Raw genomic sequence first — 17,372 nt, 5'->3', positions numbered from 1 at the left:
TCGTGCCGTGACGGCACCAGGAAGGAACGAGGGTCCGCGCAAAATCCTCGGGTTCACCCAACCTTGAGGCCACCATGCGTCTGCGCCGCGCTTTCTCCTTGTATCTTGCCGTGGCCGCGTGCGGCCTTGCCTGGACGGCATCCGGTCCGGCCTCTGCGCAGGTCGCGCCCTACCCCAACAAGCCCATCACCCTCGTGGTGGCCTATCCGCCGGGCGGCTCGACCGACCTGACCGGACGAGCGCTGGGCGTCGAGCTTTCCCATCGGCTCGGCGTGCCGGTGGTCATCGAAAACCTCGGGGGTGCCGGCGGCGCGATCGGCGCGCAGAAGGTCGCCAATGCAGCGCCCGATGGCTACACGCTGCTGGTGGGGGCCAACAACGAAGTGGCCATCAACAAGCTGATCAACGCCGCCGTCCGGTACGAAGCCAAGGACTTCACCCCCATTGGCCTGATCGCCTCCCAGCCGCTGGTGCTGGTGGCGGCCCCGACGGCGGGCGTGAAGAACACCGGCGAGTTCCTCGCCCTGCTGAAGAAGAACCCCGGAAAGTACAGCTACGGCAGTTCCGGCGTGGGAACCTCGCTGCACCTGGCCGGCGAGATGGTCAAGCAACGGGGCGGCGTCTTCATGACCCACGTGCCCTATCGTGGCGTGGCGCCGCTGACCAGCGACCTGCTGGGCGGCAACATCGATTTCGGCGTGTTCGTGCTCTCCAGCGCCTTGCCCCACATCCGCAGCGGCAAGCTGGTGGCGCTGGGCACCACCGAGGCCAAGCGTTCGGCCATCACGCCCGATCTGCCCGCACTCAGCGAAAGCCCGAGCCTGAAGGACCTGGACATCGGTGTCTGGTTCGTGCTGATGGGGCCGGCCAAGTTGCCGGAGGCGGTGCAGGCCCGGCTGACGACAGCGCTGAACGAGACCCTGCAGTCCCCCGACTTTCGCAAGAAGATGGAAGCCACCAGTTCGACCGTGCCGACTTCGGCGGTGGACGTGAACAAGTTTCTCGCCGCCGAAACCGCCAAGTACAAGAACATCGTCAAGTTCGCCAACATCAAGGAATGAGCGTGCCCGTGTTGTCGTTTCAGCTCCCCGCCCCCGACATCAGCGCCTGGCGCGCCGGCAACACCGGCGTCGACGGCGTCTGGCGCTTCGAGGCCGACCAGCCCGGTCGGCACGTGATGATCAGCGCGCTCGTGCACGGCAACGAACTGTGCGGCGCCTGGGCGCTCAAGGGGCTGCTCGAAGCCGGGGTGCGCCCGCAGCGCGGCCGCCTCACGCTGGCGTTCTGCAACCTGGAGGCCTTCGACCGCTTCGATCCGGCCAGCCACGATGCCTCGCGCTTTGTCGACGAGGACCTCAACCGCCAATGGTCGCCCGAACGCATCGAGGCCGGCGACACACGGGAGCGGCGGCGCGCCGCGCAACTGCAGGTGCACGTGGCACAGGCGGATTGGCTGCTGGACCTGCATTCGATGCATGAGCCCTCCGCGCCGCTGTCGCTCACCGGCATCCAGCCGCGCAACCTGCGCCTGGCGCAGCAGATGCGCAGTCCCGAGCATGTGGTCGTCGATGCGGGCCACAAGGACGGCGTGCGCATGCGCGACTTCGGCCGTTTCGGCGCGCCGGATGCCGAGAGCGACGCCTGCGCGCTGCTCGTCGAGTGCGGCTTCCATGGCGATCCGGCCAGTCGCACCGTGGCGCAGGACCAGTGCGCGCGCTTCCTGCGGGTGGCCGGCACGCTGGACGATGCCGCCATCGCGCAATGGCTGCCCGGTTGGGTACAGCCTGACGCGCCACGCCAATGGGCCCTCGACGTGACCGGGCCCGTGGTGGCGCGCAGCGAGGCGTTTCGCTTTGCGCATCCCTTCACCGGCCTGGAGGTAATCGAACGCGCGGGCACTGTCATCGGCTGGAACGACGGCGAGCCCGTGGTCACGCCCTATGACGACTGCGTGCTCGTCATGCCCTCGACGCGCCAGGCCAAGCCGGGCGTGACGGTGGTCCGCTACGCCCGTCGACGGCTGCTCTGACCGGCTTGCTATTTGACGGTGGGTTGGGCAACCGACGCGGTTGTGGGCGCGTATTCAGGCCAGTAGAGCTTGACTTCCTGATCCGACAAGTAGCGGCACTTCTCATTCGCGGATTCCAGAAAGAGCCGTTGCGCAGTGCCGAGCTTGGGCGACCGGCTGTTGTAGCAATGCTCCGCATCGCACATGATTCCATTCATTTCCCCTCCCGCCGCTGTTGTCGATGTCGGACAAAAATAGACGCTGCCATCGTTGAATTCAAGAGCGAGCGCATGCTGGTGGACGAGAGCGGCGAAGCCAAGGAATGCAGCGACCAAGAGCCTTCTTGGGCCGGCAGAATGATGGCGAGAAAAGCTCATGGCTTGTTCCTTCCTGTGGGTTGGTTTGATCTTCGATGAAGCTGGCCGAAGTTACTGCGCCATCGTTCGCCGATCGTTCGCAAGCCCGAGCATGTGGGGCAGGCCACATCACATCGGCGCGTCGACATTGAAGAGCCAGGTATCGACGAGTGCCGTGCCATTGGGGTCCACATGCAGCGCCCTGCCCTTTCCGGTCCGCTGATTGAGCGTGTAGACCCACAGCACCGATCGGCTCTTCGCCGTCGCGAACACCGATTCGCCCTCCAACGCAGCCAGCTCGAGCTGGCCGGAGAGGCCCGAGCAGTTCACGCCTGCACCCGAGGCGAATCCGCAGTCGGGCCGCTCGCGGCCGCCGAGCAGCGCCTCCGCCGTCGCGGGCTGCTCGGCCGACCAGCGAGTCACTTGCTCGAGCCGACCTCGCAGGCACACCTGGTCGGCGCCGTTCATGAGCCCGGCGAGCCCGCGACGCGGAAACTCGTATTGGCGCACCAGCAAGATGCCCTTTCTGGTCGATGGGTGGACCATCAGCACGAGCCAGGCCGCGTTCGCGCGGTAGCGCGTCAGGCCCGCATGCAGCCGTAGCCGGGACTGGGCGATGTATTGATCCTCCGCGCCGGACGGGATGGCGCCGCTGGCCACTTCCTGCTCGGCGAAGGTCCCGGCGTCGAGCGACACCTCGACCATCCGTTCGAGCTCCTTGCGGACACGCGACGCCCCTGCGCTGCGCGTGGCGATCCCCTTGAAGGCGCTGTCGTCGTTGGCGATTTCGTTCGCATACAGAAAGCGGGCATAGCCGGCTTCCGAGCTTTGCTTGACGACCTGTTTGAGCGAGTGGCACTCGCCATCGGCGCGGGCGGGGCCGACGGCCACAAGGCCGGCCAGCAACAGGGCGATTGTTTGGATGCGCATGCCTTGACGGTATCGAGCCACCGTTCGCCGATCGTTCGCACGTTTGGCCCCCCCGATATATAGTCACCGCCGACCTTGAACCCGCCCGAACGCCCCTCCGATCACGGCCTCCAACTCGGGTTGCTGGGCGGATTCAGGTGCGTTTTGGACGGCCGTCCTGTTGCCGGGATTTCGTACGACAAGATGCGTGCGCTGCTCGCCTACCTGGCGATGGAGCAGCAGCAGGACCACAAGCGCGAGGTTCTGGCCGAGATGTTCTGGGGCGGCAACGACCCCGTCACGGCGCGGGGCAATCTGCGCCGCACTCTGTCGGACTTGCGCCGCGTGCTGGAGTTGCCCACAGGCAAGCACTTGTTCTCGGCCAGCAAGAGCACCATCCGATTTGTTCCGCAGGCCTGCGTCGACGCGGTTGCATTCAGCGGACGGGCGCAGCTTTCGCCGGACGAGCGCGACTCGCCACAGCAACGCAACGAGCGCGTCGTCGACCTCTATCGCGGTGAATTCATGGCCGGCTTCTACTTGCCGGACTGCCCCGATTTCGAAGACTGGCTGCTCGTCCAGCGTGAAGCCCTGCACCGCCGCGCGCTCGCCATGCTGGAGCAGTTGGCGAATGTCCACGAGGCCGGCGGCGACCATGGCAAGGCCCTGCAATTCGCCTTGCGCCATGCGGACCTCGAGCCGTGGGACGAAGCCGCACACCGCAGGGTGATGCGCCTGTACGCCTTGAACGGCCAGAACGGCGCGGCCCTGGCGCAGTTCGACGCCTGCTGCCGCCTGCTGAAAAAGGAGCTGGGCGCCAGCCCCGGCGAAGAGACGCGGCAACTGGCCGAGCGCATCCGCAACGTCGAAGTCGTGCGCGACGCGCCAGGGATCCCGACCGCGCGGTCGCCGCCTGTCGTCCCGCAGGCGAACGCGCAGCGACGACAGGTCACCGTGCTGTTCTGCGAGCTGGCGCCCTCCGGCATCGACGACCCCGACGACGCGATGGAACTCCTGCTCGCACCCCGGGCCCACTGTGTCGAGATCATCCGGCAGCTTTCGGGGCATCTGGTGCCGATGCACGGCGGCGGATTGCTGGCCTATTTCGGCTACCCGCAATCCCGTGAGGACAGTGCCGTGCGGGCCGTGCGAGCCGCCTTGGCCGTCACGCGGGAAGCCGCTCGCGGCATCGAGATCCGCTCGGGCGTGCATACCGGCCTGATCACCACAGGCAGCGACCCCTCCCTGCCGGACATCGTCGGCAAGACCTCCGGGGTCGCGATCCAGCTGCGCCGTTGCGTCGGGTACAACGAGACAGCGATCAGCCAGGAGACGCACAGCATCGTGGGTGGCTATTTCGATTGCACGAGCCTGGGCACCCGATCCCTGCCGGACGCGTCGCGGCCCGTGGCTGTGTTCCGGGTCGACAAGGCAAGTGGCGCCCGCACACGGCTGGATGCCGCCACGCAGCTGACGCTGCTGGTCGGACGGCAGGCCGAACTCGTTCAGCTCGCGGGATGGTGGGACGAGGCCACGCAGGGCGCGAGCCACGCGGTGCTAGTGCAGGGCGAGCCGGCCATCGGCAAGTCCCGCCTGGTGCATGCCTTCAAGCAGCGGCTGGCGGGCCAGCCGCACGCCGTCCGCGAGCTGCGCTGCTTCCCGGAATACAGCCGGTCGCCGTTTCATCCGCTGCTGGTGCTGCTCGAAGCCAACCTGGGCTTCGCCCCCGGCGACACGCCGGAGCTGAAGTCCGCCAAGCTGGCGCGCCACGTCGCAAGGAACTACCCCGCATTGGCCCGGGAAGCTGTCCCCTTGCTGGCCTCGCTGTACTCGCTGCCGCAACCCGCCGACTACCGGGCGACGGGTCTCTCGCTGCAAAAGCAGAAAGAACTCACGATCAAGCTCCTGCGCACGGTGTTGAAGGGGCCGACGGCTCGGCTGCCGATCTTGCTCATCGCGGAAGACCTGCATTGGGCGGACCCTTCCACGCAGGATTTCCTGACGGCACTCTTCGAGCCAAAGGGAGCGCGGGCCCTGCTCGCGATCTTCACTGCGCGGCCCGGATTCGTTGCGCCCCATGCGGCCTCCGTGCTGTCGCTCCCGCCCCTCGCCGAGCACGAGATGGAGCAACTGATCAGCTCGGTCAGCGGCAAGCTCCCGGCAGCGACCGTGCGCCGCATCGTGGAACGCGCCGATGGCGTGCCACTCTTCGCGGAGGAGCTGGCGAAGACGGCCACCAGCGTCGATTGGGCCAGCATCCCGGGCACCTTGCACGATCTGCTGGCGACCCGCATGGACCAATTGGGCGACGCGAGGTACACCGCGCAGATTGCCGCCACAATCGGACGCGAGTTCGGCGTCGATCTGCTGGGCAAGGCTTCGCCGTGGGGTTCGGATGTGCTGGCGAGATCCCTGCGTCAGTTGAAGGATGCCGGCCTGGTCGTGCAGGTCGATGAAGCGACCTGCCAGTTCAGGCACGCGTTGATCCAGGAGGCGGCCTATCAATCGCAGACCCGGGCCGATCGGCAGGCGACGCATCGGCGGATCGCGCAGGTGCTGCAAGACAGTTTCCCCGACAGCGTCGCGGCGCGGCCGGAACTCCTGGCGCAGCACCTGTCCTCGGCCGGAGAAGTCCGGCAATCCATCGACTACTGGATCAAGGCAGGGCAACGAGCGATCTCCGGCTCGGCCAACCAGGAAGCGATCGCACATTTCGATCGCGGGCTGCAATTGCTGATGACGCTGCCCGCGTCACCGGAAAGGGATCGGACCGAATTCTCGATCCTGGTCGGCCTCTGCCCTGCGCTGCACGCGACGCGCGGCTACGGTTCCGAGGATGCCACCCGGGTCACCGCGCGAGTGTCTGCCTTGCGCGAGCTGGTGGCGGACAGTCCGGAACTGTTTCTTGCGGAATGGACGCGCTTGAGAAACACCGTGGCGACCGTCGGTCCCCGCGGCGTGCCGCAAGCCGCCTTGCGGCTGCTGGACCTGGCGCGCGATGACCCGATCGGAAAGCAGGCAGCGCACTATGTGGCCGCCGTTGCCTCTTTCTGGCTGGGTGAGTTCGAAGCCTCGCGCACGCACGCCGCGAAGGCCATTGCACTTCATCGTCCGGACCAGCACCACCTCATGCTGGAACTGTTCGGCGAGGACCTGTCCGTCTCGTTTGCCGGGCATTTGTCGTGGGCGCTCTTGTTCCTCGGTTTCGCGGATCAGGCGCGCGAGGTGTGCGAGCGGATGCTCGAGCGGGCACGCGCGATGGAACATCCGAAAACCCTGGCGATGGCGCTGCTCTTCGCGACCATGCTGCATCGCTGGTTGAACAGGCACGCGGAGACCCTGAGCTTGTCTTCCGAGGCCATCGCCCTCACGCGACAACATGGCATGCCGCACTGGATGGCGACGGGCGAGGCGCTGCACGGCAGGGCCCAGATCCTGCTTGAAGGCCGGCAGGACCTCTCCGAACTCCAATCGCTCGTGGCCCGTCTGAGCGCGGCGGCGCCTTCGTACTCGGCGCAGCGTTTGTCCGACATGGCCCAGGTCCATATGCACCTGGCGCTGTACGACGATGCGCTCGGCTTGCTTGCGCAGGCGCAGGCCAATGAGCAAAGCACGGGCAGTTGCCAGTTCGCGGCCGAACGTCATCGCCTCGAGGGCGTGTGCCTACTGGCGCTTTCGCCACCCGATACGACGGCCGCCGAAGCTTCTTTCAGCCAGGCGCTCGCCATCAGCCGTCGGCAAGGGACGAAAACGCTGGAGCTGCGGGCGGCCATGAGCCTGGCGCAGTTGTGGCGGCAGCAGGGCAAGAAAGAGGAGGCACGGCGCATGCTGGCGAAAGTGCACGACTGGTTCACCGAGGGGTTCGACACCCCCGATCTTGTGGACGCGGCGAAGCTGTTGCGTGCTCCGATCTAGGCTTTGCAATGCCGAGGTGGCGCAGCTATCCGGCAATCAGGGCTTGACCGACAGGCGGGAAGGCAAGTTGATCGATGGCGCTGATCGAATCAGCACGTCGAGCGGGTCGCTCGAAAGCTGGGTACCGGCAGCGATGCGGTCGCAGGGGTTGGCAGTCGACTCGAGCTTGCGCCACAAGTCGCCCGCCAGCAGCGAGATCCCCCCGGTGGCCCAGGCCGCGGTCCCCACGAGCAGCGCGCCGCTGGGGTCCAGTTCGACCGTCGGGTTGCTGAGCGTTCCGGTGAGTTTCGCGACGCCGCTCGTCAGGCCCAGCAGGCTGAATTGGAAGAACTCGCGTCGCACTGCCCGGTACCCGAACAGGATTTCGCTCGTTTTCAGGTTCACCGCGCCACCGCCCAGGATGTCCAGATGCTTCAGGCGCAACGCGACGCCGTCACTCGAGGTGGCCACGCCGTCGGCGATGGTGAAGCGCGCCGCCGCACATTCGAGCTGGGTGTTGTCCGCCGCCCTGCGGCCGGGCACCAGCGTCAGGAGGAGGTTGCCGGCAATCCTCTCGAAGCCGTAGCCCGAATTGATGGGCAATGTGCCCGCGCCGGCGGTGAGCAGGAACTCGCCGCGCCCGGTCGTGAGCATGTGGCGCACCGTGGTGCCGGTACCGGCGAGCTGCGCGCTGATCGACAGCGGCGGCCTGGCGACCCCGCTCGATGGCCCCGCCCGTGCCGTATACAGCGCCTCTGTATCGACTTGCTTGAGCGACAGACGCAACGCCGCACCAGGCACTTCCTGGTGCAAGTCGAGACGCAGTTCCCCGCGCAGCTCGCCTTCGGCCGCTGCGGTCGACACCTGGATCAGTCCGTTCGTGAGCGTGCCATCGAGTTGCAGCTTCGCCAGGTCGTATCGCTGCAAAAGGAAGCGCTCGGCGCGCAGCCGCAGTTGCGCGTCGTGCGAGAGCAGGAACGGCATGCGGAGGGGTCGGTCGAGCAGCGGCGTCTCGTTGGGCGTGGGTGCTTCCCACTGCGTGACATCGATCAGCCTGGACGTGAGATCCGCTGACAGACGCGGCCGGTCGCGCCACCGAAATCGCAGCCGCCCCGCCGCATCCGACTTGCCGGCCTGCGCGCTGAGATCGTCGACGGCCACCTCCCCGTCTCCCAGCGTGACCCGTCCCGAGGCGCTGACCGGGAGGGCCGGCAGGCGCGATGCGGTGAAGCTCGTCGCCGTCTTCGCCAGGTTGTCGATCTCGATCCGGGCGGCGAGCCGCGTGCCCGTGGGCGCCTCGAGGTTGCCCACCTTGCCCTCCAGGGTGGCGCGCGCGCCGGGCAGCGTCGCCTGCAAGCTCAGCGGCACGTCACGCAGGCCGATCAGACGCTGCAGGGGCCCGCTGGTCGCAAGCACGTGGAGTGTGTCGCCGTCCAGGGCCGTGCGCAGATTCGCTTCCATCTTGGGCCACGCGGTCTCGGGGTTCAGCAATTCGGCCAACGGCCCGGCGACCACCGTCAGGTTCATCGGCGCGCCGAGTGCATGGCCCACCGCGCTCGCGCGCACCGGGCCGCCCGGCTCGACCTCGATGTTCGCCTGCTGCACCTGGACCGGGGAGCGGTCGCGACCCACCGCAAGGGAGAAGGGAGCGGTGCGAACGGAGAGCTTCGCCTGCTTCATGAGGTCGCGCACGCTCGTGCCCCGCGAGCCGAACAGGACTTGCAGTCCCTGGATCGCGCCGCTCGTCGAGTCGGGCCGATTCGGCGAGCGCAGCAGCGCCGCCACGTCGATGCGGTCGGCCTTCGCATTGGCATCGACGCGCCATGCCCGCCCGCTCGCATCGACCGTGACCTGGCCCTGCACCGGCGCGTTGGCGACCGTGGCGGATGTCAGGTCGATGGCGAGCTTGCCGCCCCGCAGATTCGCGAGCGCGGCCACCTTGCCGATCGGCACCGGTGCGCCCGCAATGCGGGCAATGTCGAGCTGAAGCCTGGCATCGAAGGCACGCAGCGGCGCCAGCGGCAGTGGTTCGTCGAATGCGCTGCGCGGTCCTTTTTTTGCCGCGCTGCCGCCGAGCTTGGCGAAGTCGAGCACCGCAATGCCCGCATTGCCAGCGATCTGCGGCCGGCCATCCCTCCAGCGAAGCGTGCCGTCTCCCGTGACCACCGTGTCGGCCAGTGTGGCGGCAAGCCCTTGCACCTCGATCACATCGTCGCGCCAGCGCACCCGGCCGGCCAGGTCCCTGGCCGGGAGCGGCAGGCCGGTGATGGCTGCAACCCGCAGGGACAGATCCGCTTCGACGCTCTTGAGCCACGCCGGCGCGCCCGCAACGGAGGCGTCCCGTGGTCGCGACTCGGGCGCGGCCGATTCGAGCGCTTTGGCATCGAGCCGATTCAGGTCCAACCGGCCGAGGTTCAGCGACCCGCTGAGCCGCGCACGCGGCGCGCTTGCGTACGCGAGATCTCCCGACACCGCCGAGGCGAGTACCAGGCCACGGATGTTCCTGGCCGCATAGCCTTCCTTGGAACGCGTCACGCGGGCCGAAAGATCCACCGGCAAGGCTTGGCTCGGGCGCAGGCCCGCAAGTGCGCGCAACGGCGCCATCGCATCGCCACGGGCGGTCAGCGCCAGGTCGAAGTCCGTGGCTTCGGTCGCGGGCGTGAGGTTTCCATTGGCGCTCAGCGTGAAGCCCGCAAGCTCGGCGCGCAGCGTGAGAGGCGCGGCGCCACCGATCTTTTGCAGCGCAGGCCATGGCGCGCTGCTGGCCTCGAGCGAGAACGCCGCATCACCGACCTTGCCCGCGAGCGTCAGCCGCGTGTCGACGCTCGCGCCAAGCACCGCCTTGCCCGAGCCGATCTCGAGGCGCGACGGCTGCATCGGCAGGCCATCGAGCGACAGACCCAGGTCTTCGACCTGCAGGCTGCCTCGTGCATAGCGAGCCTGCGCCGACAGGCGATAGGGGCCCCATCCCGGCAATGTCTGCCCCAGGACGCCGGACCACGCGTCGAGATGCTCGCCCGTCGCCTCGATGCCGAGCTCGAGGCCCTCGAGCGACGCGATCGATGCCAATCGCACGTCGAGCGTGAGGGACGCCCCCTTCGGTCGCAGGCCGACGGCCAGACGCCAGGGTTCGCCGTCGAGTGCCGCCTGCAGCGAGGCGTTGGCCTCCACCGTGAGCTGCATCGGCGTTTGTCGATAGTCGGCAAGCGCTTGAACCCGAAACGGCGCGCCGTCGCTGATCGTGGCCTCGGCGGTATCGACACGAATCTGCTCGACGGCGCCGCCGGCTGGCCGCCAGCCAATGTGCACGTCGGTCAGCGACACGGTGCCGAAGTCAGGCAATGCCGCGCGCTGGGTGCTTCGATCGGGCGTGCCAAACAGCCAATTGCCTTCGCCCTGCGCATTGCGCTCGAGCAGCAGGTCCACACCCTCCAGGCGCACGGCGCGCATTTCGACCCGACCCTTCCACAGGGCGATGAGATCGAGGCGCGCCTCGCCGCTCGCAGCGGTCACGAAGTCCGGTCGCGATGCCCAGGAAGGGTTGGCGATGCGCAGATCGCGCACGGACAAGGTCGGCCGCACGCCAAGATCGAACGACAGACCGCCTATCGACACCTTCCGATCCAGAACGGATGAAAGCTGTCGCTCCACGGCGCGTTGGTAGACCTCGGCGTCGAGCGTCTTCAGGAAGAGCATCAACCCAAGGGCCGCGGCGAGCAGCAGCCCTGTCGCCCACAGCAGCAACCTGGTTGTGCGTCGACGCCATGGCGACCCGGGTGGGGTCGACCCGGGCGTGGTCATGGTGGGGCGATGAGAGGCGGGCAAGCGGGTCGCGGGTTGGATGACGAACGAAGTGCCGCCATCGTAGCGAAGGGAGCGCGGGTGCGGCTATGGACTGCAACGATCTTCCGGTCTTCAGCGCTTCCCCAACAACGGCGATCTCCCGATCTTTTCCCGCGGAGCCGGCACCGCCGGCCTCACATCCGCCAACCCTGCCTGCTCGATGGCACCGTCGAGCGACGGCAGACTCCAGCTCTTTTGCAGCCGCAGACTGTTCATCCCGGCGTTCCACGCATGCAGCATCCGCGGGCCCGTCTCGCGAAACCCAGGGTAGCGGCCAGCCGCTTCGACCACCTGCGGCGTCACCTGGACGATCGCCTCGCAGATGCGCTCCACGCGCTCCCGGGTCTGCGCGGGCATCACGCCGCAGCGCGTCTGCAGAAAGCGCTCCAACGCCTTTCCCGGCATCCAGGTGCTGCGCCCATCGACAGGCATGCCGGGCGGGTTCTTCGCATAGTCTTCGTAGACCGTGATGGTCAGCATGTCGTAGACGGGCGCCAGGGCGATGCGCTCGCGCGAGCTGTAGAGCAGCGCGATGTTCTTGGTGTGGCAGTCGGCGTTGCGCAGCGCGTAGGTCAGCAGCAACAAATCGGCCAGTTGCGAAAGCGCTGCGTTCTGCTGCGCAGCAATGATCACCACGTCCTTGATGCGGCCGACTACGCGCTCCCAGGTCGACTGGTATTTCTCTTCGGGCCGCAGTGACAGCAGGCTGCAGAGGTCTTCCATGCCCTTGCGCGTGACGCCGTCGTCCTCGAAGTCGAAGCGATGCACCACCAGGGCTTGGCCGTCATCGGAGACCTCGGTCGTCGCGGTGGGTATGCCGGCCTGGCGCGACACTTCCATGCAGAGGTGTTCGTTGAGTGCGACGCCGGGGAGCCGAGAGGTCGTGCCCTTGATGATGTGCCGGTCGGTAGCCAGCGTTCCCTTGCCGTGCTCCGCGAGAGTGTTGGGCGAGAGGAACTTGGGGACGACGCCAGACACGCCCGACACGGCGTAGCGGCGCACCAGGTCGACGAAAGCCGCCTCGGAGTTGTCGCCCCGCAGAATGCCTGCGAGCTCGAAGGGCACGGGCGGCTGTGTCGGGTCTGCGCCGGGCATCGCGACCTTGACACGCCCGATGGCATTGCGCCCCACCACCGACAGCAGGTTGAGCGGTGATGCACCGACCTGCGGCCCCAATTGCTCTTGAAGGATCGACAGCAGGAAGCCTTCCGGCAGGTTCATCCGGAAGATGGGGTGCAGGTCGGGATAGGCATAGGACTCGGTGCGCACGGGCATCAGCAGCGAGACGAACTGCTCGGGCTCGACGTCCGGGTGATAGGCCATCACGTGGCGGAAGCCATCGGCGGACTCCAGGGTCGCGACTGGCTTGTCATGAACGAAGACGTGCAGCTTCATCGGTGCGCTTCGCTGTCGCCGGCGAACTCACGCTGTCGTTCGGCCAGCGCGTCGTCGAGCGTGAAGCTGCGATTCATCGGCACGTAGCTCATCTCGTAGCCGAGCACCTCGAGCAGGCGCAGCAGCTTGCGCGAGCCGAACTCGGCGACACCGCCAGTTTCGAAGCGCGCGAGCGTGGACTGGCCCATGCCGCAGGCGGCGGCCAGTTCCTTCTGGGTCAGGCCGCGCTCTTTACGCAAGCGCGCGAGCGCGCGGCCAAGGTCAGGCAAACTGTTCATATGCTCTATTTGCTATAAGAATGACCACTTTATGTGGTTGTTCTCTGCGCTGATTCTCTGCGCTGATATTGGAACGCTTGAACGATGTCAAGAGCGCATTTTATGGCAAATACAGCACAATCGCAATTTTCAAAGATTTGATGCTGTATATGGCATCAAACGGAGGTCTTAGGCGATCTTCCTATCCGCCGTAAATGGATTTTTTATGGCAAATACGGCATGACTTCGCCATTCAACGTGGCTTGCCGCGCAACATGATGACCATCCACATCGGGGGGTCTGCAACCAACAAAAAAGCGCCCCGAAAGGCGCTTTCCAGATTCGATGCGCGGACGGTGCGTCCGCTCACCGGTTCAAGGTCAACGATCGCGAAGCCACGCACGTCCTGCGATGCTTCCGCCTCAACCTCCTTTTCGCAAATCCATCAAGGTATTCGATGGCAGCGTCTCATCCAGCAGCTTGCGCGCCGTCTCCACCCCCGCCACCGGCAGCCCCGCCGCATCCAGCAACCCGATCTGCACCAGCACACTCGCCTGGTCCCAGTAAATGTGCTCGTGGTAGAGCTTGTCCCCCCGGAACTTCACCACCGCCAGCAGCGGAATCTCCACCCGCTTGCCCGTCGGCGCCACCCCCGGCAGCATCCACGGGATCTCCGTGGTGTGCGTGAAGCAGAACAGCATCTCGTCCACCACCTGCGACGCGCCCACGGTGCGCGAGATCGGCACCAGCGAGGTGTCGGGCGGGTTGCTGTTGACGAAGTGGTTCGTGTAGAAGTGGTGCAGCGCCTTGTAGCCCACGCCGCCGGTCATGGTCGGGATGTGGTTGACGTAGGGCTCGGCCACCATGGTGCTCATCGTGTCGTCGACGTTGCGGGTCGCGAACTCGTACTCGCAGTGCTTGTCCCACAGCGCGGCCAGGTCGTAGTGCGGGCCGATGGCGCTCTTCAGCGCGGCGATGCTGCGCTCGTGCGCCATCAGCGCCGAGGCCCGGTGATAGTGCTCGCCGCCCACCCGCGCAAACGCATGGTCGACGCCGGGGTACACATGCACCTCGACGTTCGGCCGGCCGCGCAGCGCCTGCACGATGCGCTCGCGTGCTTCGGGCGGGCAGAAGCCGTCGAGCTCGGCCACGTGCAGGGCGAGCCGGCAGCGGATGCGATCGGCCTCGTCCAGCGCCGCGTCGATGCCCACGCCGTAGTAGCCGACGGCCACGTCGGCATCGGTACGGCAGGCCGCCAGGTAGGCCAGCTTGCCGCCCAGGCAGAAGCCGAGCACGCCGACCTTGGCGTCCTGCACTTCGGGCCGCCCGCGCAGCGCGGTGATCGCGGCCTGCATGTCTTCCATGCCGCGGGCCTCGTCGAAGCCCTGGTAGAGGGCGAAGGCGCGCTGCCAGTCGTCGGGCGAATAGCCGAGCTCGACATCGGGCTGCTGGCGCCAGAACAGGTCGGGCACGAGCACCACGTAGCCTTCCTCGGCGTAGTAGTCGGCCACGTCGCGCATCGTCTGGTTCACGCCGAAGATCTCCTGCGCCAGCACCAGGCCGGGCCCGCGGCCCGAGCGCGGCACGGCGAGGTAGCCGTTGAAGCTTCCGCTGCCGTCGCTGGCCTGGATGCGGATGTGGCGCGGGGAAGTGCTTGCTTTGTCCTGCATGTGAAGTGCTCCGTTCAATGGGTTGATGGGTGTGCGGGCCGCGCGCTCATTGCACGCATTCCGGATGTCGCGTCGTCACCTGGTAGTAGCCCGAATGAAAAACCAGCGGCTCGCCGTCGAAGCGGTCGTAGCGCTCGACCTCGCCGATGAAGATGAGGTGGTCGCCGCCGTCATATTGCCTCACGTTGCGGCAGATGAAGCGGGCGATGACGCCATTGAGCAGCGGCACGCCGGCCGTTCCGTCGCAGCAGTCCACGCCGCCGAACTTGTCGGCCTGCGGCGTCGAGAACTGGCGCGACAGGTGATGCTGGTGCGCCGCCAGCACGTTGATCGCGAAGTGGCTGGCGCCAGTGAAGTCGTCCACGCTCGGCGCCTGCCGGGCCAGGCTCCACAGCACCAGCGGCGGGTCCAGCGAGACCGACGAGAACGAATTGGCGGTCATGCCCACGCGGCGGCCGTCGATGGCCCGGGTCGTGATGACGGTCACGCCGGTGGTGAACTGCCCCAGCGCCTTGCGGAAGTCGCGCCGGTCGAAGCGGTCGGCCGCCGCCTCGCGCGCCCTGGTTTCCAGGAAGCGGTCGGCCTCGACGGCATCGAACCACCAGGGCGCGAAGACGCGCGGGTCGTCGAAGCCGTTGACGAGGGTGCTCGCGACCGCGGGCATGGGGGTGGCGCTCTGCAGCAGCTTCTGCACGTGCGGCTTCGGTGGCGCGAGCAGGCTGTTGGTCCAGTCGGTGGCCCAGCGGGCATAGCCTTCCCAGTAGCGGTCGAAGGTCTGCTGCATCCACGCCGCGTCGAACGGCGCATCGCCGTGTTCGAGGATCCGCTTCAGGTAGATGTCGGCGCACTTGGCCGCGTTGTTGGAGCCCTGGCCGGTGATCGGGTCGTTGAGCACCACCGCGTCGGCCAGGCCCAGCACGCGACGCCCCGAGGGCAGCGTCGCCACGGGCTTGCGTACCGTGGGCGCGAAGCGGCCCGCCAGGATGCCGTTGTCGTCGGTCAGCGTGATGTCGTTGCAGCGCTCGGCTTCCCAGGGCAGGAAGGTGTCGAGGATCCACTTGCTGCGCGCGAGGTGCTCCTGCGGGGTCTTCACGTCCGACCAGCAATCCATCGGGCCGCCGGGCACGCCCTCGAACACCATGATCTCGCACGGCCCCGTGGTGGTCAGCGCCGGGAACACGAAGTACTCGCCCACGCCGGGGATCAGGTTGAAGCACACCCGCGCATACGGCCGGGCGGGCTTCATGCCCTTCACGTAGGTGAGCGCCAGCGCGCGCTGGGGCTGGTCGAAGGGCGAGCGCTCCGCGTCGCGCTCGAACAGTTGCGAGATCTCGCCCTTGCCGCTGGCAACGACAACGAGCTCGTGGGTCGCGGCGCAGGCTTCCAGCTCGGCCAGCCCCACGTCCTGCAGCACCAGCCGGCCGCCGCGTTTCTCGAACTCGGCCATCCAGGCGGGGATCTTGAGCCGCTGGTCGACCGACTGCGCGGGCCCGTCGAGCCGCGCGCTCCATTCGATGGCCTTGCCGCCTTCGGGGCTGCGCACCGCCATGCCGATGCCCTCCACGGAGGGGCATTCGCCGGCCCACCAGTCGAGCGCCAGCTCGCGCTCGGTCTGCAGCGCGGTCTCGAACATGCACTGGCTGGACATGACCGGGCCCTCGAAGATCTCGCGCCCCGTGCGGTTCGAGTAAACCGTCACCTCGTGCCCCGCGCGCAGCAGGCCGAGCGCGAGCTGCATGCCGGACTGTCCGGCGCCGACGATGGCCACGCGTCGCTTCATGCTCGGGCTCCGGGCTCAGGCGACGGCGGCGCAGGTTTCGATGTAGCGGCCGGCCTCCGCGGGGTCGGCGAACCACGGGAAGAAGGTGCGCGGATCGTCGAAGCCGTTGGCAATGGCGCTGGCCAGCGGCGGGATGGCACCGGCGCTGCCCAGCAGATTCAGCACATGGGGCGGCGGCGGCGCGAGCAGCATGTTGGTCCACTGCGTGACCCACTGCGCGTAGCCGAACCAGTAGCGGTCGAAGGTCTGCTGCATCCATGCCGCATCGGCCGCGCCGTCGCCGCGCGCGAGGATGCTCCTGAGGTAGGTGTCGGCGCACTTGGCCGCGTTGTTGGAGCCCTGGCCCGTGATCGGGTCGTTGAGCACCACCACGTCGGCCAGGCCCAGCACACGGCGCCCCGAAGGCAGGGTCGCCACCGGCTTGCGCACCGTCGGCGCGAAGCGGCCCGCGAGGATGCCGTTGTCGTCGGTCAGCTCGATGTTCTTGCAGCGCTCGGCCTCCCAGGGCGTGAAGGTGTCGAGGATCCACTTGCTGCGCGCCAGGTGCTCCTGCGGGGACTTCACGTCGGCCCAACAGTCCATCGGGCCGCCGGGCACGCCTTCGAACACCATGATCTCGCAGGGCCCCGTGGTGGTCAGGGCCGGGAAGACGAAGTACTCGCCCACGCCGGGGATGAGGTTGAAGCACACGGCGGAGAACGGCTCGCGCGGGGTCATGCCCTTCACGTAGGTCAGTGCCAGGGCGCGTTGCGGCTTGTCGTAGGTGGACTTGTGGGCGTCGCGCTCGAAGAGCTTCGAGATCTCGCCCTTGCCGCTGGCGACGAGCGTGAGATCGTGGCTCCGGGTGCAAGCCTCCAGCTCGTCGATGCCCGCGTCCTTGAGGATGAGTTCGCCGCCCTTCTTCTGGAACGCGTCCATCCAGGCCGGGATCTTCACGCGCTGGTCGACCGACTGCGCGCTCGCATTGAGCCGCGCGGCCCAGTCGATGACCTTGGCGCCCTTCTGCTCGGGATGGGGCACGGCCAGGCCGATGCCGTCCACCGTGGGGCAATCGCTCGCCCACTGGTCCAGGCCCAGGTCGCGCTCGATCTGCAGCGAGGCGTCGAACATGCACTGGCTCGACATGACCTTGCCGGTGCGGATGTCCTCACCCGTGCGGTTGCTGTACATCGTGACCTCGTAGCCTGCCGCGAGCAGTCCGAGCCCCAGTTGCAGGCCCGACTGGCCCGCGCCGACGATGGCGATTCGCTTCATTGCTTG

11 protein-coding genes and 1 pseudogene are annotated in these 17,372 nt (G+C 67.4%); 3 read left to right on the top strand and 9 right to left on the bottom strand.

What is annotated here, in order from left to right:
* The first annotated feature begins 74 nt into the window (after nucleotides 1–74).
* Nucleotides 75–1,061 (top strand): Bug family tripartite tricarboxylate transporter substrate binding protein, encoded by a 987-nt coding sequence (locus AB4Z46_RS25610; RefSeq protein WP_442286364.1) that lies wholly within the window; start codon nucleotides 75–77, stop codon nucleotides 1,059–1,061.
* A complete protein-coding gene (locus tag AB4Z46_RS25605; protein WP_442286363.1) occupies nucleotides 1,058–2,029 on the top strand; it encodes a succinylglutamate desuccinylase in 972 nt (323 codons plus the stop codon). The genes AB4Z46_RS25610 and AB4Z46_RS25605 overlap by 4 nt, the downstream gene beginning before the upstream one ends.
* An 8-nt stretch (nucleotides 2,030–2,037) precedes the next feature.
* Here AB4Z46_RS25605 and AB4Z46_RS25600 read toward each other — a convergent pair whose 3' ends face one another.
* Nucleotides 2,038–2,385: a hypothetical protein gene (locus AB4Z46_RS25600; protein WP_442286362.1), complete on the bottom strand. Its 348-nt coding sequence runs from the start codon at nucleotides 2,383–2,385 to the stop codon at nucleotides 2,038–2,040.
* Nucleotides 2,386–2,493: 108 nt separating this feature from the next.
* On the bottom strand, nucleotides 2,494–3,270 hold the full coding sequence (locus AB4Z46_RS25595; RefSeq protein ID WP_442286361.1) for a hypothetical protein: 777 nt from the start codon (nucleotides 3,268–3,270) through the stop codon (nucleotides 2,494–2,496).
* A 99-nt stretch (nucleotides 3,271–3,369) separates the two neighbouring features.
* Here AB4Z46_RS25595 and AB4Z46_RS25590 point away from each other — a divergent pair, with 99 nt between their 5' ends.
* Complete coding sequence (locus AB4Z46_RS25590) at nucleotides 3,370–7,188, top strand: BTAD domain-containing putative transcriptional regulator (RefSeq protein ID WP_442286360.1); 3,819 nt, start codon at nucleotides 3,370–3,372, stop codon at nucleotides 7,186–7,188.
* A 36-nt stretch (nucleotides 7,189–7,224) separates the two neighbouring features.
* Here the strand turns inward: AB4Z46_RS25590 and AB4Z46_RS25585 are convergent, their stop codons facing one another.
* From AB4Z46_RS25585 to AB4Z46_RS25555, 7 genes and pseudogenes are all read right to left on the bottom strand, one after another.
* Nucleotides 7,225–10,911, bottom strand: coding sequence for an AsmA family protein (locus AB4Z46_RS25585; RefSeq protein WP_442286359.1), 3,687 nt, complete (start codon nucleotides 10,909–10,911; stop codon nucleotides 7,225–7,227).
* A gap of 171 nt (nucleotides 10,912–11,082) precedes the next feature.
* Nucleotides 11,083–12,405: a type II toxin-antitoxin system HipA family toxin gene (locus tag AB4Z46_RS25580; protein ID WP_442286358.1), complete on the bottom strand. Its 1,323-nt coding sequence runs from the start codon at nucleotides 12,403–12,405 to the stop codon at nucleotides 11,083–11,085.
* Nucleotides 12,402–12,683 (bottom strand): helix-turn-helix domain-containing protein, encoded by a 282-nt coding sequence (locus AB4Z46_RS25575; protein ID WP_442286357.1) that lies wholly within the window; start codon nucleotides 12,681–12,683, stop codon nucleotides 12,402–12,404. The genes AB4Z46_RS25580 and AB4Z46_RS25575 overlap by 4 nt, the downstream gene beginning before the upstream one ends.
* Nucleotides 12,684–13,084: 401 nt before the next feature.
* On the bottom strand, nucleotides 13,085–14,332 hold the full coding sequence (locus AB4Z46_RS25570; RefSeq protein ID WP_442286356.1) for a dienelactone hydrolase family protein: 1,248 nt from the start codon (nucleotides 14,330–14,332) through the stop codon (nucleotides 13,085–13,087).
* 46 nt (nucleotides 14,333–14,378) lie between these two features.
* Complete coding sequence (locus AB4Z46_RS25565) at nucleotides 14,379–14,903, bottom strand: flavin reductase family protein (protein ID WP_442286376.1); 525 nt, start codon at nucleotides 14,901–14,903, stop codon at nucleotides 14,379–14,381.
* Nucleotides 14,877–16,112 (bottom strand): annotated as a pseudogene (locus tag AB4Z46_RS25560) (styrene monooxygenase/indole monooxygenase family protein); the annotation flags it as partial. The gene AB4Z46_RS25565 and the pseudogene AB4Z46_RS25560, both read right to left, overlap by 27 nt.
* Nucleotides 16,113–16,127: 15 nt before the next feature.
* The gene (locus tag AB4Z46_RS25555) at nucleotides 16,128–17,366 is read right to left on the bottom strand and encodes a styrene monooxygenase/indole monooxygenase family protein (RefSeq protein WP_442286355.1); all 1,239 of its coding nucleotides are present in this window, start codon (nucleotides 17,364–17,366) and stop codon (nucleotides 16,128–16,130) included.
* Between the last annotated feature and the right edge of the window lie 6 nt (nucleotides 17,367–17,372).

The organism is Variovorax sp. M-6, assembly GCF_052114385.1.
GTDB lineage: Bacteria > Pseudomonadota > Gammaproteobacteria > Burkholderiales > Burkholderiaceae_C > Variovorax.
This window is presented reverse-complemented; position numbering and strand designations above follow the sequence as displayed.